Source organism: Pseudomonas sp. WOUb67 (assembly GCF_050058005.1).
GTDB classification, from domain to species: domain Bacteria; phylum Pseudomonadota; class Gammaproteobacteria; order Pseudomonadales; family Pseudomonadaceae; genus Aquipseudomonas; species Aquipseudomonas putida_R.
This window is the reverse complement of the sequence record NZ_CP170112.1, coordinates 1596604-1622015: the sequence shown is the minus strand read 5'-3', so window position 1 is coordinate 1622015 and position 25412 is coordinate 1596604. Positions and strand designations below refer to the sequence as shown.

General features: G+C 64.6%; 20 protein-coding genes and 1 rRNA gene. 10 read left to right on the top strand and 11 right to left on the bottom strand.

Going from position 1 to position 25412, the window contains the following annotated elements; all coding sequences use genetic code 11:
* Window positions 1-48: 48 nt before the first annotated feature.
* Window positions 49-639: an NAD(P)H-dependent oxidoreductase gene (locus ABOC32_RS07225; protein WP_426810562.1), complete on the bottom strand. Its 591-nt coding sequence runs from the start codon at window positions 637-639 to the stop codon at window positions 49-51.
* Window positions 640-802: 163 nt separating this feature from the next.
* On the opposite strand from ABOC32_RS07225, the gene ABOC32_RS07220 reads away from it, so the two are divergent.
* Window positions 803-1117 carry a putative quinol monooxygenase gene (locus ABOC32_RS07220; RefSeq protein ID WP_426810561.1) on the top strand — a complete coding sequence of 105 codons (315 nt, stop codon included), beginning with the start codon at window positions 803-805 and terminating at the stop codon, window positions 1115-1117.
* Here the strand turns inward: ABOC32_RS07220 and ABOC32_RS07215 are convergent.
* A complete protein-coding gene (locus ABOC32_RS07215) occupies window positions 1107-1871 on the bottom strand; it encodes a sulfite exporter TauE/SafE family protein (RefSeq protein WP_426810560.1) in 765 nt (254 codons plus the stop codon). The genes ABOC32_RS07220 and ABOC32_RS07215 overlap by 11 nt on opposite strands.
* Window positions 1872-1948: 77 nt before the next feature.
* On the opposite strand from ABOC32_RS07215, the gene ABOC32_RS07210 reads away from it, so the two are divergent.
* The 8 genes from ABOC32_RS07210 to ABOC32_RS07175 all read left to right on the top strand — a co-directional run bounded on the left by ABOC32_RS07210 (window position 1949) and on the right by ABOC32_RS07175 (window position 9276).
* Window positions 1949-2833 (top strand): LysR family transcriptional regulator, encoded by an 885-nt coding sequence (locus tag ABOC32_RS07210; protein ID WP_426810559.1) that lies wholly within the window; start codon window positions 1949-1951, stop codon window positions 2831-2833.
* Between the two features lie 160 nt (window positions 2834-2993).
* On the top strand, window positions 2994-3599 hold the full coding sequence (locus ABOC32_RS07205) for a CDP-alcohol phosphatidyltransferase family protein (protein WP_426810558.1): 606 nt from the start codon (window positions 2994-2996) through the stop codon (window positions 3597-3599).
* Between the two features lie 31 nt (window positions 3600-3630).
* Window positions 3631-5385 (top strand): bifunctional alpha/beta hydrolase/class I SAM-dependent methyltransferase, encoded by a 1755-nt coding sequence (locus ABOC32_RS07200; RefSeq protein WP_426810557.1) that lies wholly within the window; start codon window positions 3631-3633, stop codon window positions 5383-5385.
* Window positions 5386-6798 (top strand): phosphatase PAP2/dual specificity phosphatase family protein, encoded by a 1413-nt coding sequence (locus ABOC32_RS07195; protein ID WP_426810556.1) that lies wholly within the window; start codon window positions 5386-5388, stop codon window positions 6796-6798.
* Entirely contained in the window at window positions 6795-7226 is a 432-nt protein-coding gene (locus ABOC32_RS07190; RefSeq protein WP_426810555.1) for a hypothetical protein, read from the top strand. Before ABOC32_RS07195 ends, ABOC32_RS07190 begins: the two co-directional genes overlap by 4 nt.
* Window positions 7227-7236: 10 nt before the next feature.
* A complete protein-coding gene (locus ABOC32_RS07185; protein ID WP_426810554.1) occupies window positions 7237-7860 on the top strand; it encodes a lysophospholipid acyltransferase family protein in 624 nt (207 codons plus the stop codon).
* A 1-nt stretch (window position 7861) separates the two neighbouring features.
* A complete protein-coding gene (locus tag ABOC32_RS07180) occupies window positions 7862-8794 on the top strand; it encodes a phosphatidate cytidylyltransferase (RefSeq protein ID WP_016489124.1) in 933 nt (310 codons plus the stop codon).
* A 137-nt stretch (window positions 8795-8931) separates the two neighbouring features.
* A complete protein-coding gene (locus ABOC32_RS07175; protein WP_003258412.1) occupies window positions 8932-9276 on the top strand; it encodes a cupin domain-containing protein in 345 nt (114 codons plus the stop codon).
* 232 nt (window positions 9277-9508) lie between these two features.
* On the opposite strand, the gene mmsB is transcribed toward ABOC32_RS07175, so the two are convergent.
* Both mmsB and ABOC32_RS07165 read right to left on the bottom strand, forming a co-directional pair.
* Window positions 9509-10396 (bottom strand): 3-hydroxyisobutyrate dehydrogenase, encoded by an 888-nt coding sequence (gene mmsB, locus ABOC32_RS07170; RefSeq protein ID WP_426810553.1) that lies wholly within the window; start codon window positions 10394-10396, stop codon window positions 9509-9511.
* Window positions 10397-10405: 9 nt separating this feature from the next.
* Complete coding sequence (locus ABOC32_RS07165) at window positions 10406-11932, bottom strand: CoA-acylating methylmalonate-semialdehyde dehydrogenase (protein WP_338745232.1); 1527 nt, start codon at window positions 11930-11932, stop codon at window positions 10406-10408.
* Window positions 11933-12064: 132 nt separating this feature from the next.
* Here ABOC32_RS07165 and ABOC32_RS07160 point away from each other — a divergent pair, with 132 nt between their 5' ends.
* A complete protein-coding gene (locus ABOC32_RS07160; protein WP_426810552.1) occupies window positions 12065-13015 on the top strand; it encodes a LysR family transcriptional regulator in 951 nt (316 codons plus the stop codon).
* A 144-nt stretch (window positions 13016-13159) separates the two neighbouring features.
* Here the strand turns inward: ABOC32_RS07160 and ABOC32_RS07155 are convergent, their stop codons facing one another.
* From ABOC32_RS07155 to rrf, 7 genes are all read right to left on the bottom strand, one after another.
* The gene (locus ABOC32_RS07155; protein ID WP_426810551.1) at window positions 13160-13651 is read right to left on the bottom strand and encodes an OmpA family protein; all 492 of its coding nucleotides are present in this window, start codon (window positions 13649-13651) and stop codon (window positions 13160-13162) included.
* 4 nt (window positions 13652-13655) lie between these two features.
* Window positions 13656-14927, bottom strand: a complete 1272-nt coding sequence (locus tag ABOC32_RS07150) for a diguanylate cyclase domain-containing protein (RefSeq protein ID WP_426810550.1) — start codon at window positions 14925-14927, stop codon at window positions 13656-13658.
* Window positions 14924-15490, bottom strand: coding sequence for a YfiR family protein (locus ABOC32_RS07145; RefSeq protein WP_086975268.1), 567 nt, complete (start codon window positions 15488-15490; stop codon window positions 14924-14926). Before ABOC32_RS07145 ends, ABOC32_RS07150 begins: the two co-directional genes overlap by 4 nt.
* Before the next feature lie 234 nt (window positions 15491-15724).
* The gene (gene recD, locus ABOC32_RS07140) at window positions 15725-17800 is read right to left on the bottom strand and encodes an exodeoxyribonuclease V subunit alpha (RefSeq protein WP_426810549.1); all 2076 of its coding nucleotides are present in this window, start codon (window positions 17798-17800) and stop codon (window positions 15725-15727) included.
* Window positions 17797-21471, bottom strand: coding sequence for an exodeoxyribonuclease V subunit beta (gene recB, locus ABOC32_RS07135; RefSeq protein ID WP_426810548.1), 3675 nt, complete (start codon window positions 21469-21471; stop codon window positions 17797-17799). Before recB ends, recD begins: the two co-directional genes overlap by 4 nt.
* Window positions 21468-24950, bottom strand: coding sequence for an exodeoxyribonuclease V subunit gamma (recC, locus tag ABOC32_RS07130; protein ID WP_426810547.1), 3483 nt, complete (start codon window positions 24948-24950; stop codon window positions 21468-21470). The genes recB and recC overlap by 4 nt, the downstream gene beginning before the upstream one ends.
* Before the next feature lie 287 nt (window positions 24951-25237).
* Window positions 25238-25353: ribosomal RNA gene (rrf, locus tag ABOC32_RS07125) — 5S ribosomal RNA — on the bottom strand.
* Window positions 25354-25412: the final 59 nt, after the last annotated feature.

Here is a 25412-nt window from a genome sequence, read left to right as displayed (position 1 = left end):
ACCTGTGGGAGCGGGTTTACCCGCGAAGAGGCCAGTGCAGGCAACCCATTACTGTGCCTTGCCAAACACCTTATCCAGGTGTGCCTCATAAGCTGCCAATGCCGCCGGCACATCCGGGCGCTTCATCACATCCACCGCCAGAAAGGTCGGCAGGCCAGTCATGCCAAGGAACTGGTTGGCCTTGTGGAACGGGAAATACACGGCATCCACACCTTTGCCTTCAAAGAAGTCGCTCGGGTCATCGAACGCCTGCTGCGGCGCGTTCCAGGTCAGCGACAGCATGTACTGCTTGCCGTGCAGCAGGCCACCGCTGCCGTACTTCTGCGTGTGGTCCGAGCGGGTACGGCCATCGTTGGCGTAGAGGCTGCCATGGCCGGCGGTGAAGACCTCGTCGATGTACTTCTTCACGGTCCAGGGTGCGCCCATCCACCAGCCCGGCATCTGGTAGATGATCACATCGGCCCAGAGGAACTTCTCGACCTCGGCCTGCACGTCGTAGCCGCCGTCGATGAAGGTTTGCTGTACATCGAAACCGGCGCGGTCCAGGTGAGCGGTGGCCGCTTCGTGCAAGGTCGTATTGAGGCGGCCTTCGGAGTGAGCGAACTGTTTACCACCATTGAGCAGAAGGATCTTTTTCATGCTGGCCTCCCCGGCCGAATCAAGAATTCATGCCGGCAGGTTAGAGGCTCGCGGGGGTGGGATACAGCGGTAGCGGGGCAAAATACAATTGACCTGAAGTCACGAATGGGCAATACATTATTGCCGTAGAATCGATTCACCACCCATCACCGAGTAGCGCCCCATGCGTGAGCAGTTCGCCTTCATCCTCAAAGCCAAGACCCGCCCGGAAATGGCTGATGCCTTCGAAACCCTGTTCCGCCCCTACGTGGAGCCCAGCCGCCAGGAGCCGGGCTGCATCGAGTACCACATGCTGCGCGACCAGCAGGACCCGAGCCTGTTCGTGTTCTTTGAAGTGTGGGCCGACAAGGCCGCGCTGGACGTGCACTCGGCCCTGCCGCACATGACCGCGTTCTTCGAAAAGCGCATGGACTACCTGGAAAGCGACTTCGATATCCAGCGGGTCGACATGCTCAGCGCATCAAGCGCTAGCCGTTGATCAGCAAGTGGCCGCCCAGTGCGGCCAAGCCGATGAAGAAGCAACGCTTGAACAGCAGCGCGCTGATGCGCTGACGCAGCCACTGCCCGGCCAGCATGCCGAGCAGGGCCGGCGCCAGCATCAGCAGCGAAGCCCCCAACGCCTGGCCACCGAGGGCATCCTGCCCGGCCAGGCCAACGGCCAGCGCCAGGGTTGAAACCGTGAACGACAGGCCCAGGGCCTGGATCATCTGTTCACGGCCCAGGCCCAGGCTCTGCAGGTAGGGCACCGCGGGTATCACGAACACCCCGGTTGCCGCCGTGACCACACCCGTCACCAGCCCGCAGACCGGCCCCAGCCAACGCTCGTGCGCCGGCGCCAGGTGCAAGCCCGGGCCGACCAGCCCGTACAGCGCATACACCAGCAAGGCCGCACCCAGCGCATGCGCGGCCCATGGGCCACTGTTGATCCCCAGCCAGGCACTGCCCAGCAAGGTGCCGATGAAGATCAGCGCCAGCATCGGCCCCAGCCGCACCAGCAACGCCCGCAGGTGCCCGCCGCTGGCCAGTTGCCAAAGGTTGGTGAAGGTCGAAGGCACGATCAGCAGCGCAGCTGCCTGCGCCGGTGACATAGCCAGGCCCAGAAGGCCCATGGCGATGGTCGGCAGGCCCAGGCCGATCACCCCTTTCACCGCGCCGGCCAGCAGGAAGGTGAGCACTACCAGCAGCGAAGGGGCTGGGCCAATGTTCTGGTAGAAAGCAAGCAAGGTCGTCATAGGCGCATGATGGCGGGTTCCGGCCGGCGGGAAAATCTGCCATATACTCAGCCAGACTCTTGCAATGACAGAGCCACATGCATTTCGACCTGATCGACCTCAAGCTGTTCCAGCACACCCTGGAGTGCGGCAACATCACCGCCGGTGCCAGCCGCAGCCACCTGTCGCTGCCGGCAGCCAGCGCGCGCATCCGCGCCATGGAAGCATCGCTGGGTATTCCGTTGCTGGACCGTAACCGCCGTGGCGTGCAACCGACACCGGCCGGTCAGGCACTGCTGCAGCATGCGCGCCTGATAGCGCAGCAAGTCGAGCGCCTGCAGTTTGACCTGGGCCAGTACGCGCAAGGGCAGCAGGGCCAGGTACGCCTGCTGTGCAACACCGCAGCACTCACGGAGTACCTGCCGGAACTGCTGGCCAGCTACCTGGCTGCAAATCCCGCGGTCAGCGTGGATGTGCAGGAGCTGCCGAGCCTGCGCATCGTGCACGCGATTACCCAGGGCATGGCGGACCTTGGCATCGTTTCGACCGCCGCGCCCAACGAACACCTGCAGACCCGGCCGTTTCGCGACGACCCGCTGGTGCTGGTGACGCCCTTGGGCCACCCGCTGGCCAGTGCGGTCGCGCCCAGTTTCATCGACAGCCTGGTGCATGGCCATGTCGGGCTGGGGGCCGGTAGCGCGTTGGCGTTGTACCTGGAAGAACAGGCCCTGCGTGAGGGGCGCCGTATGCACGTGCGGGTGCGGGCCGAGGGTTTCGATGGGGTGATCCGCATGGTTGCAGGCGGGGCCGGGGTCGGGGTGGTGCCGCTGGCAGCCGTGAAGCGCTGGCAAGGTGTGCTGCCGTTGCACTGGGTGGCGCTGGAGGAGGCGTGGGCCAACCGCAAGTTGCTGGTGTGTGCGCGGGATTTTGCGGCGTTGCCGGGCTATGCCGCAGCATTGGTTGAACGGTTGATGGAAGCCTGAGGTTACGCGGCCGCCTGTGATGGCGCATTCGCGGGTAAACCCGCTCCCACAGAGGAACCGGTATTTCCCAGGTTGGCACTAAACCTGTGGGAGCGGGTTTACCCGCGAAGCATGCTGACACACAATGACGCCCCATCGCACCACGAAAAAGGATTTTCCAGTGGCATCGATCTACCAGCTCAAACCGCGCTTCCAGGCCCTGCTGCGCCCTGCAGTCCAGCGCCTTTACGACCGCGGCGTCACCGCCAACCAGGTCACCGTCGCCGCCGCCGTGGTCTCGGTCCTGCTGGGCCTGCTGCTGGCCGCCCTGCCCCACCTCAGCTGGCTGTTCATCCTGATACCGCTGTGGATGCTGCTGCGCATGGCGCTGAACGCCGTCGACGGCATGCTGGCCCGGGAGTTCGGCCAGCAATCCACCCTGGGCGCCTACCTCAACGAACTCTGCGACGTGATCGCTGATGCCGCCCTGTACCTGCCCTTCGCCCTGCTGGCCGAGGTTTCTCCGGTGCTGGTGGTGCTGGTGGTGTTGTGTGCCACCTTCAGCGAATACGCCGGCGTCATGGGCCCGCTGGCTGGCGCCTCGCGGCGGTATGACGGCCCCATGGGCAAAAGCGACCGGGCCTTTGCCTTCGGCGTGCTGGGCACAGGGGTCGCCTTTGGCCTGCTGAACGGCAGCTGGATCAATGGCCTGCTGCTGGTCATCCTCGCGCTCTCGCTCTATACCCTCTACAACCGGGTTCGCCAGGGGCTGGCCGAAACCCGCTGAGCCCAAAGCCGCCGCCAAAAGGACGTTGATAATGCGCCAAGCGCAAGCGCTGCACTTCTCCACCCATGACGGTGTCGAGTTGCATTACCGTCATTGGCCTGCCACCCGCAACGAGCACCAGCCACGCCGGGCCGTGGTGATGTTCCACCGCGGCCATGAACACGGCGGGCGCATGGCCCACCTGGCCGATGAACTGGACATGCCGGGCTATGACTTCTTCGCCTGGGATGCCCGCGGCCATGGCCAGTCGCCAGGCGCACGCGGCGACAGCCCGGGGTTCGCCACCAGCGTGCGCGACGTGCAAACCTTCATCGAACATATCCAGGCCCATCACGGCATCGCCGAGCAGGACCTCGTGGTGCTGGCGCAAAGCGTCGGCGCGGTGCTGATTGCCACCTGGGCCCACGACTATGCGCCCAAGGTGCGCTGCCTGGTGCTGGCCTCGCCCGCGTTCAAGGTCAAGCTGTACGTGCCATTCGCCCGTCCCGGCCTGAAGCTGCTCAAGGCCTTGCGCGGCAACTTCTTCGTCAACAGTTACGTCAAGCCGCGCCTGCTCACCCACGACCCCGAGCGGGTCATGTCGTACGTGGCCGACCCGCTGATCAGCCGGCCGATTTCGGTGACCATGCTCCTGGGCCTGTATGAAGCCGCCGACCGGGTGGTAGCGGATGCCCAGGCCATCCAGGTACCCACCCAGTTGCTGGTATCCGGGGCCGACTTCGTGGTCGAGCGCCAGCCGCAGGAGCGCTTTTTCGAACGCCTTGGCAGCACGCGCAAGGAAATGCACATCCTGCCGGGCTTCTTCCATGACACCCTGGGCGAACGTGACCGGGCCCATGCCCTGAGGCGCATCGAGCGGTTTGTGGAGCACTGTTTCGCCAGCCCCGTTGCCCTGCCGTCACTGCTCGATGCCGACAAGACGGGCGCCAGCTGCGCCGAAGCCGAAAGCCTGGCCGCACCGTTGCCGCGCCATTCGCCGCGTGACCTTTACTGGCGCGCTACCCGCGCCGGGCTCAGCCTGGGCAAGGGGCTGTCTGCGGGTGTGAAACTGGGCTTCGACACCGGCTTCGATTCGGGCAGCACCCTCGACTACGTGTACCGCAACCAACCGACCGGCAAGGGCAAGCTAGGCCGCCTGGTCGACCAGAACTACCTCGATGCCATCGGCTGGCGTGGCATTCGCCAGCGCAAGCTGCACGTCGAAGAGCTGCTGCGCCTGGCCATCGCACGGCTGCGCGAACAACAGCGGCCCGTGCACATTGTCGATATCGCCGCCGGGCATGGCCGCTATATCCTCGAAGCCCTGCAAGGCCTTGAGCAGTTGCCGGACTCGATCCTGCTGCGCGACTACAGCGAGCTGAACGTGCAGCAAGGCAGCGCACTGATCAGTGAGAAAGGCCTGGGCGACATCGCCCGCTTCGTCCAGGGCGATGCCTTCGACCGCCACAGCCTGGCCACACTGGAGCAACCGCCAAGCCTGGCCGTAGTCTCGGGCCTGTACGAACTGTTCCCCAGCAACCAACTGGTGGGCAACTCGCTGGCCGGCCTGGCCGATGCCGTGGAGGATGGCGGATATCTGGTATACACCGGCCAGCCGTGGCACCCGCAACTGGAGATGATCGCCCGCGCCCTCACCAGCCATCGCGGTGGCGAGGCCTGGGTGATGCGACGCCGCAGCCAGGCGGAAATGGACCAGTTGGTAGAAGCAGCCGGTTTCCGCAAGCTGGCCCAGCGCATCGATGAATGGGGCATTTTCAGCGTCAGCTTGGCCCAACGGGTGCGCTGAATGAGCCCACCACGCGAGCCAGGGCTGATCCGCCGGGGCGTGTGCTGGCTTCTGCTGCTGGGGCCGTTGTTCTTCCTCAGCTATGGGCTGGCGAACAACCATACCGCCGGGCGCAGTGATGTCGGCAGCCTGGTGTTCGGCTGGGAGCGCGGCATGCCGCTGTGGCCCTGGACGATCATCCCGTACTGGTCCATCGACTTGCTCTACGGGCTGTCCTTTCTGCTGCCGCGCACACGCCAGGAAATGGACCGGCACGCGCTGGCACTGCTCAGCGCACAGGTGATCAGCGTTACCTGCTTCCTGCTGTGGCCGCTGCGGTTCACCTTCGAACGGCCGGAACTGGGTGGGCTGTTCGGCTGGCTGTTCGATGTGCTGATGGGCTTCGACAAGCCGTTCAACCAGGCACCATCGCTGCACATTGCGCTGCTGGTGATCATCTGGACGATGTTTGCCAGGCATGTGCAGCGCCAGCCCTGGCGATGGCTGATGCATGGCTGGATGGCGTTGATCGGGGTGTCGGTACTGACCACCTGGCAGCATCATTTCATTGATGTACCCACGGGGGCATTGGCGGGGTTTGCCTGTGTGTGGCTGTGGCCGCATCAGGGGCGACTGCCCTGGCAACAGGCGCGCCTTGCACGTGAAGCCAAGCGTTGGAAGGTCGCCGGTTGTTATGGCGTAGGCGTGCTGCTGTGTGTGTTCCCCGCCGCTACGCTTAGCGATGCCTGGCTGTGGCTGGGGTGGCCGGCGCTGTCATTGGGACTGGTGGCACTGAACTATGCCGTGTTCGGGGCGGGTGGTTTTCAGAAGGGCGCCGACGGGCGCTTGTCGAATGCAACCTGGTGGCTACTGGCGCCCTATCTGGCTGGCGCCTGGCTCAACTCGCGGCTGTGGACGAGGCGCCATCCACAAGCAGATGAAGTATGCGACGGCGTGTACCTTGGTCGGGTTCCAGGGCGCGGCGAGGGGGAGCAATTTGCTGCGATTGTCGACTTGTGTGCGGAGCTGCCAAACGCTGGCGTACCCATTGTGGGAGTGGGCGTGCCCGCGAACACGGGCGAAGCCCGTGCCATCCACCGCGCCGCCTGTTTCGCGGGCACGCCCGCTCCCACAGAGGTCGTGTCAGCTCTCGGCTATCAGTGTTTCCCTACCCTGGACCTGATCGCGCCAGACGTTGCCCTGTTACGACAGGCCGCCAACGCCATCGAACGCCTGCGCGCCCAAGGCCCGTTACTGGTCTGCTGCGCTCTGGGCTATTCACGCAGCGCCAGCGCCGTGGCCGCCTGGCTGCTGCTCTCCGGCCGTTGCAGCGATGCCCAGCAGGCCGAAGCACTGATCCGCAAAGCCCGCCCTGGCATCGTCCTGCATGCGGCACACCGCCGGGCCCTGCAACAGCTTGGAGGCCAGCCATGAACCTGCTCGTGGTAGCCAGCCTGCTGAGTCGCGGCAAACAGCTGGAACGCCTGTCCGACGGCCTCACCCTGCTGGCCCTGGCCTACGGCCTTGCACCGCTTCTGGGTGCACCACTCCAACCGCTGGCCAGCCTGCTGTGCGGCGTGCTGCTGGTACTTGGCGTAATGCACAAGTACTGGGCCATCCGGGTAGCCATAGATGCCGAACTGTTCACCCACCTCGCCAGCAGCAACGACCTGGCAACAGACACCCAGGCCATGGACCGCGCCCTGTTCGAGCTGAAACTGAAACCGCAAGCCACGGACGCCCGCGCCTGGCCTGATCGCAGCCAGGCCGCACTGAACCTGTTGCGCCGCCAGGCAGTGTGCCTGGGCCTGCAGCTGTCACTGGCCTTGGCTACCCTGCTGACACTGCCTTTGAAGGGATGACCACCGATCCATGCTCGCCAACCTGACCGCCTACCTCATCACCTCTGCCGCCCGCCTGATCACAGGCGCCCGCGCCTTGTGGCTGGGTTGCACGCCGCTGCCGGTGCAGCGTCTGTACTTCGCCAACCACAGCAGCCACGGTGACTTCGTGCTGCTGTGGGCATCACTGCCGCAGCCCTTGCGTAGACGCACCCGCCCGGTGGCCGGCGCGGACTACTGGGCCAAACCGGGCATCCGCGATTTCCTCATTCGCAAGGTGTTCAACGGCGTGTTGATCGACCGCCAACGCAGTGAAGGCAAAGGCAGCCCGCTACAGCCGATCCTTGAGGCCGTGGCCCAGGGCGACTCGCTGATCTTCTTCCCGGAAGGCACGCGCAATCTGGGCGACGAGCCACTGATGCCGTTCAGAAGCGGGTTGTACCACCTGGCCGCGGCCAACCCCGACGTCGAGCTGGTGCCGGTATGGATCGCCAACCTCAACCGGGTGATGCCCAAGGGCCGCGCCCTGCCCCTGCCGTTGTTGTGCACACTGAGCTTTGGCGAACCGCTGCACCTGCACGCTGATGAAAGCAAGCAGGCCTTTCTCGAGCGGGCCAGCCAGGCCCTGCTGACCCTGGCCCCGAAGGACGCCTGACATGGACGACAACACCCTTTCCCTGTTCGCCGGCATCGGCGCCCTGCTGCTGCTCGCCAGTGTGACCGGCCGCCTGCTGAAGTGGCGCGCCGGCCCGGCACCACACGCGGTAATCGACAACCTCAACGCCCGCATCAACGCCTGGTGGGTGATGGTGCTGGTGATCGGCATCGCCTTCCTGTTCGGCAAATACGGCGTGATCGTGCTGTTCTATGGCGTGTCGTTCTACGCCCTGCGCGAGTTCATGACCCTCACCCCGACCCGGCGCAGCGACTACCCGGCGCTGGTGGCGGCGTTCTATGTGGCGCTGCCGGTGCAGTACGTGCTGATTGCCATGGACTGGTACGGCCTGTTCAGCATCTTCATCCCGGTGTACCTGTTCCTGCTGCTGCCGATTCTGGCCAGCTTCGGCGGCGACACCACGCGCTTTCTCGAACGTGCGTCAAAGGTGCAGTGGGGGCTGATGATCGCGGTGTACTGCGTGTCGTCGGTGCCGGCCTTGATGACCCTGGACATCCCCGGCTACGAGGGGCGCAACCTGCTGCTGATCGCCTGGCTGATCCTGGTGGTGCAGATCAGCGACGTGCTGCAGTACGTGTGCGGCAAGCTGTTCGGCAAGCACAAGGTGGCCCCCAACCTGTCACCGTCCAAAACCGTCGAAGGGCTGGCCGGCGGCGTGGCACTGGCCACCCTGATCGGCGCCCTGCTGTGCTGGATCACCCCGTTCACCTTCTGGCAGGCCGCGCTGATGGCGCTGGCGGTCAACGCCATGGGCTTCTTCGGCGGGCTGGTGATGTCGGCGATCAAGCGCGACCGCGGGGTGAAGGACTGGGGCCACATGATCGAAGGCCACGGCGGCATGCTCGACCGCATGGACTCGGTGTGCTTTGCCGCGCCAGTGTTCTTCCACTTTGTGCGGTACTGGTGGGCGTAGCGAATGCGCACATCACCGTCGAGGTAAACCCACTGGCATAGCGCGGCCAGACAGCTGGACGTCGAGCCCAGGCAACTGCGGGTCGACCGTTGGGCCTATGGTGACCAGTCATTCAGCCAGTCACCAGGAGTTGCCCCATGTCCGATTTCATCACCGTCCTGCGCGAAACCTGCCCGACGCCGGTCGTGGACGCCACCAAGTGGAAGCGCATCGGCGGCGATCCGCACACCGTCAACCTCAATGCCTACCTGTCGGCCGACGGCAGCAAGATCATGGGCACCTGGATCTGCACCCCGGGCAAGTTCGAGGTCAACTACGAGAAGTGGGAGTTCTGCCACTTCCTCGATGGCTACTGCATCATCACTCCGGAAGGCGAAGAGCCGAAGCACCTGAAAGCCGGCGACGTGTTCGTGATCGAACCGGGGATGAAAGGCACCTGGGAAGTGGTCGAGACCGTGCGCAAGTATTTCGTCTTCGCCTGACCCCTGAAGCTACACATAGCCCTGTGTAGGAGCAGCCTTGTGCTGCGAAGAGGCCAGTTCAGACACAGCAGTGGTGTTGTCTTGACTGGCCTCTTCGCAGCACAAGGCTGCTCCTACAAAAATCTCTAGCCTGAAATGCGGGCAAAAAAAATCGCGGGGCAGGTGCCCTTCCCTCTGGTGCGCAGTTACAGAGGGAAGGACGCCTGGACCGCGATGAAGCCCACCTCTTGCATCACTCTTTCTTGCGATAACCCTCGACGATGGCCGAGAAGTCCTTGCCACCCTCGCCGCGCAGGCTCATGGCCTGATACAGCTGCTGGGCCACGGCGCCGAGGATCACCGGTTGGTGAGCCTGGCGTGCCGCTTCGGTGGCCAGCCCGAGGTCCTTGAGCATCAATTCGGCGCCAAAGCCGCCGGTATAACCACGCGATGCCGGCGCCGTTTCGATAATGCCCGGCCACGGGTTGTAGGTGTCCGAACTCCAGCAACGCCCGGTCGAGCTGTTGATGATGCCGGCCAGCACCTTGGTGTCGATGCCCAGCGCGTTGCCCAGGGCCATGGCCTCAGACACACCGATCATCGAGATGCCCAGCAGCAGGTTGTTGCAGATCTTGGCGATCTGCCCGGTGCCAACTTCACCGCAGTGCACGATGTTACGGCCCATCTGCTCCAGTACCGGCTTGAGCGTTGCGAACAGTTCGGCGCTGGCACCGACCATGAAGGTCAGGGTGCCCGCGGCCGCGCCGCCGGTACCACCAGACACCGGCGCATCGCCCAGGTCCACGCCCTTGGCCGCTGCGGCCTTGGACACATCACGGGCGGTCTGCGGGTCGATGGTGCTGCAGTCCACGGTAGGCGTACCGGCACGAATGCCGGCCAGCACGCCATCTTCATTCAGGTACACGCTGCGCACATGGGCCGCAGCTGGCAGCATGGTGATCACCAGCTCGCTGTTGGCCGCTGCGTCCTTGGGCGACGGGCTGATCTGCCCACCCAGTTCTGCCAGCTCGGCCAGCACGGCCTTGTTGAGGTCGAACAGGTTCAGTTGGTGCCCGGCCTTGATCAGGTTGCGGGCCATGGGCGCGCCCATGTTGCCGAGGCCGATGAATGCAATACGCATGACGTCTCCTTAGCGCAGGCTGATGGTGGTGTTCACACCGTCATTGACGCTGTCGTCATCGAACCAGCGGGCGGTAACGGTCTTGGTCTGAGTGTAGAACTGCACCACTTGCTTGCCGTACGGGCCGAGGTCGCCAAGCTTGGAGCCACGGGAGCCGGTGAAGCTGAAGAACGGTACCGGTACCGGGATCGGGATGTTGATGCCCACCTGGCCGATATCGATTTCACTCTGGAACTTGCGCGCTGCCGCGCCACTTTGGGTGAACAGGCCGGTGCCGTTGCCGAACGGGTTGGCGTTGACCAGGGCGATGGCCTCGTCGAGGGTATCGACCTCCAGGGTGACCAGTACCGGGCCGAAGATTTCCTGGGTGTACACCTGCATGTCGGTCTTCACGCCCGAGAACAGGGTCGGGCCAACGAAGTTGCCCTGCTCGTAACCCGGCACCGTGACCTCACGGCCGTCGAGCTCCAGCTTGGCGCCTTCCTTGATGCCGCTTTCGATCAGGCCCAGCACACGTTCCTTGGCGCGTTTGGACACCACCGGGCCAACGTCGGTACCTGGCTCGCAGCCGGCATTGACCTTGAGCTTGCTCGCCGCGTCCTTGATGTCTGGCAGCCATTCACGGGCCTTGCCCACCAGCACCGCCACCGAAGTGGCCATGCAACGCTGGCCCGCCGCGCCAAAGGCGGCACCGACCAAGGCGTTGACGGTTTGCGTGCGGTTGGCATCGGGCAACACCACCGCGTGGTTCTTGGCGCCCATCATCGACTGCACGCGCTTGCCGTGCTGGCTACCGAGGTTGTACACGTGGGTACCGACTTCAGTGGAGCCGACGAAGGAAATCGCCTTGATGTCCTGGTGCGTGCAGATGGCATCCACCACTTGCTTGCCACCGTGCACCACGTTGAGCACGCCCGCCGGTACGCCGGCCTCCAGCGCCAGCTCCACCAGCAGCATGGTCGACAGCGGATCCTGCTCGGACGGTTTGAGCACGAAGGTGTTGCCGCAGACGATGGCCATGGGGAACATCCACAGCGGGATCATGGCCGGGAAGTTGAACGGGGTGATACCGGCGCATACACCGATTGGCTGGCGCAGGGTGTAGGTATCGACACCGCCGGCGACGTTCTCGGCGAACTCGCCCATCTGCAGGGTGCCAATGGACGCAGCGTGTTCGACCACTTCCAGGCCGCGGAAGATATCGCCTTCAGCATCGGCCAGGGTTTTGCCCTGCTCGGCGCTGAGCACCTGGGCAATGCGTTTGGTGTGTTCGCGGATCAGCGCCTGCAGCTTGAGCATGATGCGCATGCGCGCGCCAATCGGGGTGTTGCGCCAGGTCTGGAAGGCACTGTGGGCAGCGGCCACGGCAGCATCGACTTCCTCGACGGTGGCAAACGGTACGCGCGCCAGCACCTCTTGGGTGGCCGGGTTGACGATGTCGCGCCACTCGGTTGTTTTGGACTCGACCCATTGGCCGTCGATCAGCAGCTTCACCTGCTCGACCTTGGTGCTGTTAGGGGACTGCGGTGCGTTCATCTGCGTTCTCCTTGGAATTATTGTCGGGACGAGATCGCCAGCGCCAAGCAAACGCGAGGTGGCGTCCTGAGGCTTGTTTCGAGTATAGATGTGCAAACATCCAACAAGAACGCACAAAAAAACCGGATCATCATGCAAAAAGACCTCACATCCCTGAGCGCGCTCAACTGGGACGACCTGAAGTTTTTCCTCGAGGTGGCCCGCACCCGCAAGGCCAGCAGTGCCGCCAAACGCCTGAGCGTGGACTACACCACGGTGTCGCGGCGCATCAGCTCGCTGGAGGGGGCGCTGGGTACGTTGCTGTTCGAAAAGTCGCGGACCAACGGCTTTGTCCTCACCGCCGAGGGCCAGCGCTTGCTCGGTTATGCCGAGTCGATAGAAAGCACGCTGCACATGGCGTGCGAGCAGGTGTCCGGGTCGGGCGTGGCATTGTCGGGACATGTCCGCATGGGCTGCACCGAGGGCTTTGGCAGCTTTTTCATCACCCCGCAGCTAAGCCACTTCGTCGATGCCTACCCGGCGATCTCGGTGGATATCCTGCCGCTGCCGCACTTCATCAGCCTTTCCAAGCGCGAGGCGGACATCGTCATTGCACTGGAGCGGCCGGAGCATGGGCCTTATGTGTGCTGCAAGCTGTGCGATTACCGCTTGCGGCTGTATGCGACCCAGGACTATCTGGACAACCACGCGCCCATCCGCCAGGTCGCCGACTTGGCCAAACATCCGTTCATCAGTTACGTGGATGACCTGGCGTTCAGTTCGGAGCTTTTGTACCTGGCCAACCTGATTCCCGGCGCCAGCGCGCACTTGCGCAGTACCAGCGTGATTGCGCAGTACACCGCCGCGTTGCAGGGGCGTGGGCTGGCGATACTGCCGTGCTTCCTTGCGGCGCAGGACCCGCGACTGGTGACGGTGCTGCCCGAGGAGATCGAGGTGACGCGGCAGTTCTGGATGTACTGCCGGGAGGATTTGCGCAAGTTGAAGCGCATTACCCTGTTGTGGGATTACATCCGAGGGGTGACCGAGGCCAATGCGCCATTGTTGATGGGCGAGACCCGCGAGATGCGGTTTGCTCAGGAATGATGGGTGCTCCGTAGCTCCATTTGTAGGAGCAGCCTTGTGCTGCGAAGGGGCCGGTCATGGCAACACAACTGCAGTGCCTGGGCTGGCCTCTTCGCAGCACAAGGCTGCTCCTACAAAGAAATGTGATAGCTCACGGGACAGCGGTCAGTAAGAGGCCACCACGATGGATACCCGTCGGTTCTCGGTACGCCCAGCGCTGGTGCGGTTGTCCGCCACCGGTTGTGTGCTGCCCAGGCCGCGGCTCTGGATATTTTGTGCCTGCATGCCAACCCCGACCAGCGCCCTGGTCACGCTCTGCGCACGGCGTTCGGACAGCTGCTGGTTGTACGCAGCCTTGCCCGACGAATCGGCATGGCCGTCCACCCGCACGCCCTGGATGCCCACGCCGAGCAGCGCCTTGCCAATGCGCTCGACAATCGCCTGGCTCTGGCCGTTGAGGCCATCCAGGTCGCTGCCGAACAACACTTTGCCGGACAGGTCGTAGGCCCAGCCTTCATCGGTCGGGGTAAAGCCTTCGCGCTTGAGCACGGCGATCTGTTCGGGGGTCAGGCCTTTTGGGGGCGCGCTCTGGCAACCGGTCAGCGCCAGCACGGCGAGCAACAAAGCCCAAAGGGGGAAACGTAAAGCGTGTATCACGGGTTCAACTCCTGTTCTTGATTTCACTGGCGGACCGTTCCGTCTGCGCCACTTGCCAATGGCCAGGGCGTTTGCGCTTGGCCTGGTACATCGCCGCATCGGCGGCATTGAGAAGACTGGCGGGGTCAGCGCCGTCATCCGGGTAATAGGCAATACCGACACTCAGTGAGGTGGCGATACTGCGGCCACTGTCCAGCTGCACGGGCAGCTTCATGCTGGCAACAATCTTCTCGGCAATCAGCTCGGCATCCTCGCGCGACTGCAACGGTGTCAGCAGTACCGCGAACTCATCACCGCCCAGGCGTGCCACCAGGTCGTGCTCGCGCAGTTGGGCACGCACGCGGTCGGCCACGCTGATCAGTACTTCGTCGCCCACGGCATGGCCAAGGGTGTCGTTGATCTGCTTGAAGTGGTCGCTGTCGAGGAACAGCAGCGCCAGGTGGTCCTGCTGGCGCGCAGCGTTACGCACACTGCGATTCAGGCGCCCTTCGAAGAAGGCGCGGTTGGGCAGGCCGGTCAGGCTGTCGTGGCTGGCCTGGTGGGCCAGGGTCTGGTTTTCGTTCTGCAGGTGGCTGTGCCATACCTCCAGTTCGTCGAGCAGGGCGTTGAAGTCGTTGCCCAGTTCGTTGAGTTCGGCAATCGGCGCTTCCGGCACGCGCCGGTCGAAACTGCGCTCGCGGCGGGCGGCGTGGGCGACGCTGGCCAGGCCACGCAGCGGGCGGACGATATCGCTGAGCAGGCGCCGCGACAGGTATTGCGCAGCCAGGGCACTGAGAAGCGTGCAGAACAGGATGCCGCCCAAGCCGCTGAGCATGAACAGCAACAGGCTACGGCCCTGGCCGACTACCTCGATGTGCCCGACCTGCTGCTGCTGGTGCAGGATCGGCAGCTTGACCGGCTCATCCAGCAAGGCGGTGGCAACCTGCACTTCAAGCTTGGCGAGCATGCCGGTATCGCCGCGTTGCCAGTGTGCCAACAGCGCCCCTTCGTCGTTGAAGACCTTGGCCTCGGCCACTTCCTCGTTACTGGCGATCAGCGCCAGCGACTCATTGGCTGCGGCACTGTCATCGAATACCACTGCCGCTTCCACGGTGTAGTTGATGGAGCGGGCGATCAGGTGCAGGTTGTGATTGGCGTACACACGCAGGGCGAGCACGCCCAGCAGGGTAAGGGAAATACCGGCCAGGCCCACGGCGAGCAAGGCAACGCTGAGGTGGCCACGGCCCAGCACCGAGCGCAGGGTCGGGCGCACGCCCTGCTTGCGGGTCGGCTTCATGGCTGCACCGCCCGGCGCCGCGACAATTGCAGCACACTGGGGTGGATGCGTACGCCGGAGCGCGCCACCGAGTCGAGGTTGACGTCAAAGGCCACCTGCTGGTCGCTGACCCGCAGGCAGAACAGGCTGCCAACCGTACACGGGTCGTTCGCTTCGCTGATGCTCAGTACCGGGTGGCCGCTGACGCGCTCGAACAGTCGATCGCGCTGGCCTTGGTCGAGTTTGCCGATGTAGATGGCATCGCAGGCCTGGGCGACCTGGGTATCTTCCGCCAGCAGGCGCCGCACCTGTAGCGGGCGGCCGGACTCCTGCACATGGCCTTTGATCAGGTCATCGGCGTATTCGGTCGGGCCGACCAGGCACAAGCGCAAGGGTGAAGGTTCGGCGGGCCAGCGGGCGTAACTGAAGATGCCGAGTACCACTTGGGTGACGGCCTTGGCGCGTTGCTGCGCCTGGGCGGCGGTTGTGGCGGTTTCTGCCTGGGCGGGGCCTGCAGAAAGGAACAGGACGGCCAACAATAGCGAAAGCGCACAGCTTGTCACTCGCCTTGCGGCCACGTTCATGTGGGGAATCTCTTAAAGTCCTTTCTTGTATCGGCGCAACGATAGCACATGGCCGCATCGTTGTATGAAAGACGCCGATCTCAGGGGCGCATGCATTCCCTGTGGGAGCGGGTTTACCCGCGAAGCAGGCGACGCGGTGGATGGCACCGGCTGCGCCGGTGTTCGCGGGTAAACCCGCTCCCACAAGGACCGCATGAATGATCGAAATTTTAGTAAACCCGCGGTTCCCCAAGGCTAGACCTGTTCGAGCATCAACCCGGAAATACGCCGCACCTTGCGCGCCACCGCTTCTTCGAAAATGCCTTGCCGTGGCTCGACCAGGCTGAAGCAGTGCTTGGCCCGGGTGATGCCGGTGTACACCAGCTCCTTGGTCAGCACCGGGTTGAGCGCATCGGGCAGTACCAGCGCGGTGTGGCTGAACTCCGAGCCCTGGGATTTGTGCACGGTCATGGCGAATACCGTTTCCACTTCGTTGAGCCGGCTGGGCAAGACGAAACGCACACCACCACTGCCGTCGTTCCGCGGGAAGGCCACCCGCAGCAGCGGCTCACCGCGCTCGTCCGGCAGACGCAGGGCGATGCCGATGTCACCGTTCATCAGGCCCAGGCCGTAGTCGTTGCGGGTCACCAGCACTGGGCGGCCTTCGTACCAGGGCTGCTGGCTGTCGATCAGCCCGGCATTGTGCAGCACCCGGGCCACCCGTTCGTTGAGGCCTTCGACACCCCAGGCGCCACGGCGCACCGCGCACAGCAACTGGAAGTCCTCGAAGCTGTGCAGCACCTTGGCTGCCCATTGCTCCCACGCGGGGTCGTCAAAGGCGGTTTCCAGTGCAGGCCGGTAGCGGCCCAGGGTGCGCAGGTAGCTGCGATAGCCCTGCGGGCCTTCGGCACCGCGGTTCAGGCCGTCGAGCAGCAGGCGGTCGAACGCACGGTCCTGCTCGTGCTTGAGGGCAAGGCTGTGCACATCGGCCGGCGGTTTGGCCAGGAGGTTGCGCGCCGCGTGGGAATCCTGGCGGTTGACCAGCCGCGCCAGCTGGCCAATGCCGCTGCCTTCACCGAAGCGCCGCGAAAAACGCAGCATCACCAATTGCTGGGCCAGTGGGTTGCGCTGCTCATCACCGGCCTTGAGGCCGCTGGCGGCCAGCGACTCGCCACTGATCTGCTCCAGCCACGCTGCAGTCGCTGGCGAGTAATAGCCCTCTTCGGCATCCCGGCACAGGTCGCCCAGTACCGCACCGGCTTCGACCGAGGCCAACTGGTCCTTGTCGCCCAGCAGCACCAGGCGCGCGCGCGGTGGCAGGGCATCCAGCAGGTTGGCCATCATTTCCAGGTCGATCATCGACGCTTCGTCGACCACCAGCACATCCAGCGGCAGCGGGTTGCCGGCATGGTGGCGGAAGTGCCGCGAGCCCGGGCGGCTGCCGAGCAGGCGGTGCACGGTGCTGACGTCAGTGGGGATTTGCCCGCGTACTTCGGCACTGACTTGCAGGCGCTCGACCTGCTGGCCAATGGATTCGGTCAGGCGCGCAGCAGCCTTGCCGGTCGGCGCGGCCAGGCGGATGCGCAGCGGCCTGCCCTGCTCCACTGCCGGCCCTTGCAGCAAAGCCAGCAGGCGCACCACGGTGGTGGTCTTGCCCGTGCCGGGGCCGCCCGTAATGATGCTGAAACCGGCGCGGGTCGCCAGCGCACAGGCGAGCTTCTGCCAGTCCACCTGGCCATCTGGCGCACCGCCCTCGAACAGTTGCGCCAGGCGATCTGACAGGTCGGGGAGCGGTGCTTCGGCCTGGGTCAGGCGCTGGCGCAGGGTATGGTCGATCCGCCGCTCGTAGCTCCAGTAACGGCGCAGGTACAAGCGCTCGCCGCTGAGTACCAGTGGCCGGGCTTGCTGGCCCGGGGTATCGCCAGCGGCCACCAGCGGGCTGGCGGCGATGCGCTGGCGCCAGGCATTCAAATCGAGGTTGGCCAGCAACTGCGACGGCAGCAGCAAGGGCCCGATCAGGGCATCGCCTTCAGGCGGCAGCGACAAGGCGAAATCGGGCTCCGCCAGGGTTTGCTGCAGGTCGAGGCAGACATGCCCGTGGCCCAGTTGGTGGCTGGCCAGTGCTGCCGCCAGTAACAACAAGGGATCGCTGCCAGGGGCGCGCTCTTCGAGGAACGAGACGAACGCGCGGTCCAGGGCCCGCAGCCAGCCTCGCTCGACCCAGCGATCGAGCAGTTGCAACAGGTCACCGCTGTCGTGCTGTGGCGCCAGCGCCAGCAGGTGCTCGGCGTGCAACGGGGTGGGCAACAGGTCAACCAGGTTTCGGCTCATATCTCGGCTCCGGCAAACAGGTCCTGCTGTGCCGGCGGGTGCTCGCCACGGAACAGCGCATCAAGGCTTTCGATCAGCTCGCGCGGTGGCTTGGTGTGGTACACGCCGTGGCCGCTGCTGCTCGCGCCGCGCAGGAAGATGAACAGGGCGCCGCCTACATGGCGGTCGTAATCGTAGTCCGGCAGGCGGGCGCGCAACTGCCGGTGCAGGGCCAGCAGGTACAGCACGTATTGCAGGTCGTAGCGGTGCTCGATAATGGCCTTTTCCATGGCCATGGCGTCGTAGGCCTGAATGTCCGGGCCCAGCCAGTTGGACTTGTAGTCGGTCACGTAGTAACGCCCGTCCAGCTCGAACGCCAGGTCGATAAAACCTTTGAACATACCGTTGAGCACGGTCGGCTGCGCTGCCGGGCGCGCCAGGCCAGGGTGGGTGTGGCGTGCCACCAGGCGGTCGAGTTGTTCGGCGTCGACCCGGTGGCTGGCGAACCAGAATTCCATTTCGATCTGGTAATGACGCAACTGCCCCAGCGTCACGCCCTGGTCGCTGCCCGGCAACGGCAGGGCCTCGCCCAGCAAGCGCTGCATCCACTGGCTGAGGGTGGGGATCCAGCCGGTCCAGTCGCGGCGGTTGCAGCGCTGGCCAACGGTGCGCTCGATCAGCTGCGGGTTGCCACTGACCTGGCTGAAGCCTTCGCGGCCCGCCCATTCCAGCAAGCCATGCAGGAAGGTGCCGGGGTTCGGCCCCCGCGGGAAGCGGTGAATGTCGCCACTGTCGGCCGGCACCTCGCGCAGTACCTGGGCATCGACCACTTCGTCATCCAGCAGTTGCTGGGCCTGCGAACTGTCGGCAACCAGCGCCTGATCGCCGATACGCAGGGCGCTGTACGAAGCGATCCACCAATGCTCGGCCGCTGCGCGGCGCGGCTTGCGTGCGGGCAGCAGCTCACGGTGGGCATGGGGCATGCGATACACCTGCTCATCTGCCGGCGGCAGGCCCGGGCAAGTGATGTGCGGGCATGTCGCCGCCAACGCCTGCAACCACTGGGTAAGCTGCTGCGAGCCCGCCAAGGCAAGGCCGCCTCCCAGCAGGTAGCCGAATGCCGAGCGGTGCAGTTGTGAACGCTTCTGGTTGCCGCGCTTCAGGTCGGCAACACCCAGCCAGCAAGCATGCTGGGCGCGGGTCAGGGCCACGTAGAGCAGGCGCAGGTCTTCGGCCAGGCGCTCATCGTCGGCGCGCTCGATCTGCGCCTGGTCCGGGGTAAGGGTGAGGTGGGCGTTGCCGTGGCTGTCATGCCAGGCCAACGGCAGGCGGCTGCCGTCCACCGGTTTGCTGGTGCAGATGAACGGCAGGTAGACCAGGGGATACTCCAGGCCCTTGGACTTGTGGATAGTCACCACCTTGACCAGCTGTTCGTCGCTCTCCAGGCGCAGGATCTGCTCTTCACCGGCCTGACCGGAGCTGGCCAGGTGCTCGGCCAGGTGGCGGATCAGCGCCTGCTCACCGTCCAGCTCACCTGCCGCCTGCTGCAGCAGTTCGGCCAGGTGCAGCAGGTTGGTCAGCACACGTTCGCCGTCACTGCGGCGGATCAGCGTGCGCGGCAGCTGGAAGTCATGCAGCAGGTGCCGCAGCATGGGCAGCACGCCTTGGCGTTGCCAGGTATCGCGATAATGGCGAAAACGCATGACCCAGCCTTCCCAGACCCGTTCGTCCTGGTTCAGCCGATCCAGCGCGGCCAGCGACAGCCCCAAGGTGAGGCTGGCCAGTGCGGCCTTGAGCAGGCGCTCCGAGTCTGGCTCGGCGCAGGCCTTGAGCCAGGCCAGCAGGTCGTGAGCCTCCTGGGCGGAAAACACCGAGTCCTTGTCGGACAGGTACACACTGCGCACATCCCGTGCGGCCAGCTCGGCGCGGACCATCTGCGCTTCATGGCCGTCACGCACCAGGATGGCGATGTCCGAGGGCAGGCACGGGCGCAGTTCGCCTTCGCCATTCTGGAAGCCCGCCGTGCCCTGCTGGCCGCCATTGAGCACGGCGACGATATGGCTGGCGCAACTGGCTGCCAGCTGCTGGCGGTAGACACTGCTGGAGACGGGTTCATCGCTTTCCAGCTGCCAGCATTGCAGAGCTGCACTGGCTTCCCCGTCAATCATCAGCTGTTCGCCACGGCCCTTGGCACGGACTTCGATGAACGGCAGCGGGTTGTCGTCGGCCTCGCGAAACAGGAATGCACCGCGCCCCGCTTCACGCGCCTCGGCCTGCAGAAACACCTGGTTGACCGCCGCGACCATGGCCTTGCTGGAGCGGTAGTTGGTGTCCAGGCTGTGCAGGCGGCCGCTGGTGGCGCGCCGTGCCGCGAGGTAGGTGTAGATGTCGGCACCGCGGAAGGCGTAGATCGCCTGCTTGGGGTCACCGATCATGAACAGGCCGGTTTCTGCGCGGTTTTCGCTGATCTGGTAGATGCGCTCGAAAATGCCGTACTGCACCGGGTCGGTGTCCTGGAATTCGTCGATCAGCGCTACCGGGAACTGCTCGCGGATCAGGCCGGCCAGGCGCTCGCCGGCCTCGCTGGCCAAGGCGTGCTGCAGGCGCACGAGCATGTCGTCGAAGCCCATTTCCGCACGCCGGCGCTTCTCCACTTCGAACCGTGCCGATACCCAGTTGGCAGCGTGCTCGAGCAAGGGTGCATCCGGGCTGTCCAGCGCCTGCAATTGTTGCTGCAGTGTCTGCATCGCGTTCAGGGCCGGGTGCTCGGGTGGCTCGCCCTTCCAGGCTTCGGCCATGCCATCTGGCGTCAGGCGGGTGAAGCCGGTACCCAGGTCGAGCTCCACGAGTTGCACGTCGCCGGCCCAGGCGCAGAGCTTGTCGAACCAGGGCTCGAAGTAACGGGCCTGCATCTTGCGGCCATCGACCTGCTTGGCGGCCAGCGCATCGCGGCAAATTTGCCGCAGTTCCTCGGCCCACTGCGCCCAGGGCGCCTTCAGCTGGGCCAGCTGTTCGCCACGTTGCTGCAGCGATGCCTGGATCAGTGCTTCGGGCTCTGGCCCGTCCTGCAGGGCGCGCACGCGGCCAAACAGTGGGCGAATGCGCGGCAGCAGGGCATCGGGGCTGCCCCAGTTGCCACGCACCCAGACCAGTGCGTCACCCTGCATGCCGTAGCAGAAGCGCCGCCAGTAATCGCGCATGACCTGGCCGAGCAGTTCGCTGTGGTCGGTTTCCAGGGTCTGGGTGAAGAGGCTGCCGCTGTCGAAGGCATGCTCGCGCAGCATGCGCTGGCACCAACCATGAATGGTCGATACCGCCGCTTCGTCCATCCACTGCACGGCGATTTCCAGGCGGCCTGCACAACGCGGCCAGGCCTCTTGCGGATAATCGTCACGCAGCTGATGCAGCAGCGGGTCGGCGCCTTCCAGTTCGCCACGGAAGAACCGTGCAGCCTCTGCCAGACGGGCGCGGATACGTTCGCGCAGCTCCTTGGTGGCGGCGTCGGTGAAGGTCACCACGAGGATCTGCGGTGGTAGCAGCTCGCGATTGAATCCCTGCTCCCCTCCGTGACCGAGGATCAGGCGCAGGTACAGCGCCGAAATGGTAAAGGTCTTGCCCGTGCCGGCGCTGGCCTCGATCAGCTGGCTGCCGTGCAGGGGAAAACTCAGTGCCAGGGGACGGTCCTGGGTCATGCGCCTTTCTCCGGGTTGCCCAGGGTTTGCCAAGGGGCGGTGAACAATGGGCGGTACAAGGTTTCGCACCAGCCTTCAAAGGTTTCGTCAGCGGTAAGTGCGGCAAAGTCGCGGTACTGGCGGGCCAGGGCGATGCTTTCACTGCGCTCGCCGAAGCTGGTGCGCTCGTCGCCTTCATAGGCACGGGCAGCCGCTGCCAGGGCTTTGTCGGCATCGTCCTGGGCCAGCCAGGCGAACGCGGTCTTGGCTGCAACCGGCAGCGGCGCGTTCATCGCCGCCTGGCGGGCCACCAACAGGTCGCCCAGCAGTTGTGCGGCCTGGTCTTGGGGCAGCGGTGCGAGCAGCAGAGTCAGGTCGCTGGCCACCAGCGCACTGTTGTAGCGGTAGCCCGCCGCGCAGGCCGCCAGGTGCGTTACCCAGGGCGCTATCAGGCGGTGCCACTTGAGGTTGTTGCGCCCGGCGCTGATGGTGTTGGGCACGGTGGTGATGCTGAGCAGGCTTTGGTCGTCCGCCTGGAACACCCGGCCCAGCCAGCCTTCGAGCCGATGCTGGCCGTGCTCGAAATGCACCGGCAACGCGCCCTCGACCAGCTGGGGCCAGCGTTGCAACAACTGGCGGTGACGTTGCAGCAGATCGGGTAGAGGTTCGATCAACTCGCTTTGCAGCAAATCGCCGAAGCCGGCCAGCGGCAGCAAGCCACAGGCCTGCAGACGTCGGGCCTGTGCCTGCAAGGCTTGCTCGGCATTGTCCGGCTCGGACAGTGCCGCACCCAATAGGCTTTCGCTGGCGCCGTAGCGTTGCAGGGTATCGAGAACGAACGGTTCTTCGTCCGGGGTTGGCGCTTCCAGCGCTTCGAAATACACCTTCAGCCGCTGACTGAAGAAATGCCGCACCGGGTGGCGCAGGAAGTCATTCAATTGGGTCAGGCTCAAGGATTCATCGTCCTGGTAAGGCGGCAGGGCAGAGTCACCCTGCTCGTCTTCCTGGCTCTGCTGGTGCAGCACCTGCCATTCGTGGGCAAAGCTGAACAGCGGGCTGCCCTTCTCGAAGTAACGCGAGCTGAACGGTTGCAGCGGGTGCTCCTGGGTCAGGGCGTGTAAAAACTGCTCGCCCGGTTGCGCTGGCTCCCCTTGTTCTGTGCCGGCAAGATGCCAACCGGCAGCGAGGTGATCGCGCAACTGACCGATCAGTACCGAGGCCGGGCGTTCGCTGTTGTCGCGGATACTGCGCCCGATCCAGCTGATATACAGCTGGTCACGTGCCGACAGCAACGCTTCGAGCAGCAGGTAGCGGTCATCTTCGCGGCGCGAGCGGTCACCGGGGCGGTAGTCGCTGGCCATCAGGTCGAAGTCCAGCGGTTGCTGGGCACGGGGGTAGTCGCCATCGTTCATGCCCAGCAGGCAGACCACGCGGAACGGGATGGCGCGCATGGGCATGAGGGTGCAGAAGTTCACCGAACCGGCGAGGAAGCGTTGCGACAGCTTGCCCTGATCGAGGCCCGACAGCCAGGCTTCACGGACTACGGTCAGCGGCAGTGGGTCTTGCAGGCCAACGGTTTCGCACACCTCAAGCCAGTTATCGCGCAGGTCCTGCAACTGCATCAGCAGAAATTCGTCGCGCTCACCCTCGGCGAGGAAGAACACTTGCAGCAAGGCATTCAGGCGCTCCCCCCACTGGCTGACGGTGGCAGGCTCGGACAAGGCCTGATAGGCCACTTCGAGCGCGTCGAGCAGCGCGGCCAGCGGGCCGATCAATGCCGCGTCCAGGCCACCGATTTCATCGTAGGGTTCAATGCCATCACACGCTTCACCCACACCCACCGCGTAGCCCAGCAGCATGCGCCGCAAGCCGAAACGCCAGCTGTTCTGTTCAAGCCCTGCGGGCAAGCCCAAGCTGGCCCGCTGCTCGGCATTGAGCCCCCAGCGAATGCCGGCGCCCTCGATCCAGCGGTGCAGCGTGGGCAGGTCGTTTTCGCGGATGCCAAAGCGTGCACGCACGGCTGGTACGTCCAGCAGGTCGAGCACTTCGCTGACCGCGAAGCGGCTGTCCGGCAGCTTCAGCAGGTGTTCGAGGGCGATCAGCAAGGGCTCGCGACCACGCTGGCCCTGGTCGGTGAGGGTGAACGGAATGTAGCGCGGGTCATTGCGTTGCAACTGGCCGAACACCGCGCGGATATGCGGCGCGTAGGTGTCGACGGCCGGCAGCATGACGATCACGTCACGCGGGCGTAAGGTAGGGTCGGCGCTGAAGCGGGCCAGCAGCTGGTCGTGCAGGATCTCCACTTCGCGTTGCGGGCTGTGGGCAATGTGGAAGCGCACCGAGCGGTCTTTCGCCGTGTCGACTGCCGGCCACAGCTCGCGGGTTTCGGCGAGCGGGCGCAGTTCGAGAATGTCGTCCTGCAACTGGTTTAGCAGCGTTGTGGGCGAGCCGTCACTGAACAGGTCGATGCGGCCATCGCTGAACACACCCTGATAGCTGCCCGGGTCGTCATAACTGTCGAGCAGGTTGATGTAGTCGCGGCCTTGTTTGCCCCAGGCTGCCAGCAACGGGTGGGCATGTTGATGCAGCGACTGGTCGTCCAGTTGCAGGGGCATGCCCTGCTTGCGCTGCTGGCGCTTGTACTGATGGCGCAACAGATCCTTGTCGGCAACGATATCGGCCCAATGGTGGCGGCAGGGGTTGTGCACGCACAGCAGCACCTGACTGAAGCGCGCCAGGCCCGCCAATGCTTCCAGTGCCTGGGCTGGCAGCGAAGAGATACCGAACACGATCACCCGCGGTGGCAACCCGGCAGGTGCCTGCTGCAAGCTATTGATACGCTCGATGAAGCGCTGATGCACCCCGGCGCGGCTCTGTGCCATGCCCGCTTCGCCGACATCATCCAGCAGCGCACGCCACAGTTCGGCCTGCCAACGGTTGCCCGGGGGCAGCGCTTTGCGCTCGCCGCGGGCGGTGTTGAGAATATGCTCGCCCGCCGCCCAGTCCTTGAGCCAATCAGCGCGGTAGACCTGGTACTGGTCGAACAGGTCGGCCAGCCGCTCGGCGAGCTGGTAACGCTTGCGCAGGTCGCTGTCGTCGGTAAGGAAGCGCCGCAGCGGTTCGAAATGCGGTCGTTCGATCAGGGCCGGCAGCAGGCGCATCAGGCGCCAGGTCAGCGGGGCCTTGTCGAGCAGGGAAACTTCAGGAATTTCGTCGCGGCCCAGCACGCTTCGGTACAACTGCCACATGAAGCTGCCGGGCAGTTGCACATCGATTGCGGCGGCGATGCCACAACCGCCCTGGTCGTCTTCAAGCGGGTCTTCGGCCAGGGCCAGCTTGAGCCACTGGGCGATGCCATTGCTTTGTACCAGGGCGATTTCGTTTTCCAGTGGCGCCAAGGGGTAGCGACGCATCCAGCTCACCACCAGGCTGCGCAGGTCGTCGAGGCGGTTGCCGTGGACGATCATGAAGCCGGGGTGGAGATGGGTGGTGTTGGGCATCGGAGGATCTCTGGCAGGCGCTGGTGGCTAAGGGGGAACCATATCACGCCAATATGAAAGGGCCGAATGCCATCATTTTGAGCGCCCCTGGCTGGCGTTGCACCATTCACTGTAGGAGCAGCCTTGTGCTGCGAAGAGGCCATTGCAGCCAAAGATAATCTTTAGCCTTACCGGCCTCTTCGCAGCGCAAGGCTGCTCCTACAGGGGTTCGGGCAGGACTGGGGATTTTCTAGCCACAAAGACAAAACCCCTACCTGCATGCGCAGATAGGGGTTTTGCGAAATGAATCTTGACGATGACCTACTCTCACATGGGGAAACCCCACACTACCATCGGCGATGCATCGTTTCACTACTGAGTTCGGGATGGGATCAGGTGGTTCCAATGCTCTATGGTCGTCAAGAAATTCTGTAGCCAGAATGTCCAGATGGACAGCCCAGCGAATTCGGATATGCGATATTT

Bases quoted from the DNA above. Each gene is read 5' to 3' on its own strand.
- ABOC32_RS07210 (WP_426810559.1), top strand. From the start codon at position 1,949: ATGCATTTCGACCTGATCGACCTCAAGCTGTTCCAGCACACCCTGGAG.
- ABOC32_RS07200 (WP_426810557.1), top strand. From the start codon at position 3,631: ATGCGCCAAGCGCAAGCGCTGCACTTCTCCACCCATGACGGTGTCGAG.
- ABOC32_RS07165 (WP_338745232.1), bottom strand. From the start codon at position 11,932: ATGAACGCACCGCAGTCCCCTAACAGCACCAAGGTCGAGCAGGTGAAG.
- ABOC32_RS07220 (WP_426810561.1), top strand. From the start codon at position 803: ATGCGTGAGCAGTTCGCCTTCATCCTCAAAGCCAAGACCCGCCCGGAA.
- ABOC32_RS07160 (WP_426810552.1), top strand. From the start codon at position 12,065: ATGCAAAAAGACCTCACATCCCTGAGCGCGCTCAACTGGGACGACCTG.
- recD (WP_426810549.1), bottom strand. From the start codon at position 17,800: ATGAGCCGAAACCTGGTTGACCTGTTGCCCACCCCGTTGCACGCCGAG.
- ABOC32_RS07150 (WP_426810550.1), bottom strand. From the start codon at position 14,927: ATGAAGCCGACCCGCAAGCAGGGCGTGCGCCCGACCCTGCGCTCGGTG.
- recB (WP_426810548.1), bottom strand. From the start codon at position 21,471: ATGACCCAGGACCGTCCCCTGGCACTGAGTTTTCCCCTGCACGGCAGC.
- mmsB (WP_426810553.1), bottom strand. From the start codon at position 10,396: ATGCGTATTGCATTCATCGGCCTCGGCAACATGGGCGCGCCCATGGCC.
- ABOC32_RS07145 (WP_086975268.1), bottom strand. From the start codon at position 15,490: ATGAACGTGGCCGCAAGGCGAGTGACAAGCTGTGCGCTTTCGCTATTG.
- ABOC32_RS07185 (WP_426810554.1), top strand. From the start codon at position 7,237: ATGCTCGCCAACCTGACCGCCTACCTCATCACCTCTGCCGCCCGCCTG.
- ABOC32_RS07175 (WP_003258412.1), top strand. From the start codon at position 8,932: ATGTCCGATTTCATCACCGTCCTGCGCGAAACCTGCCCGACGCCGGTC.
- ABOC32_RS07195 (WP_426810556.1), top strand. From the start codon at position 5,386: ATGAGCCCACCACGCGAGCCAGGGCTGATCCGCCGGGGCGTGTGCTGG.
- recC (WP_426810547.1), bottom strand. From the start codon at position 24,950: ATGCCCAACACCACCCATCTCCACCCCGGCTTCATGATCGTCCACGGC.
- ABOC32_RS07215 (WP_426810560.1), bottom strand. From the start codon at position 1,871: ATGACGACCTTGCTTGCTTTCTACCAGAACATTGGCCCAGCCCCTTCG.
- ABOC32_RS07225 (WP_426810562.1), bottom strand. From the start codon at position 639: ATGAAAAAGATCCTTCTGCTCAATGGTGGTAAACAGTTCGCTCACTCC.
- ABOC32_RS07180 (WP_016489124.1), top strand. From the start codon at position 7,862: ATGGACGACAACACCCTTTCCCTGTTCGCCGGCATCGGCGCCCTGCTG.
- ABOC32_RS07190 (WP_426810555.1), top strand. From the start codon at position 6,795: ATGAACCTGCTCGTGGTAGCCAGCCTGCTGAGTCGCGGCAAACAGCTG.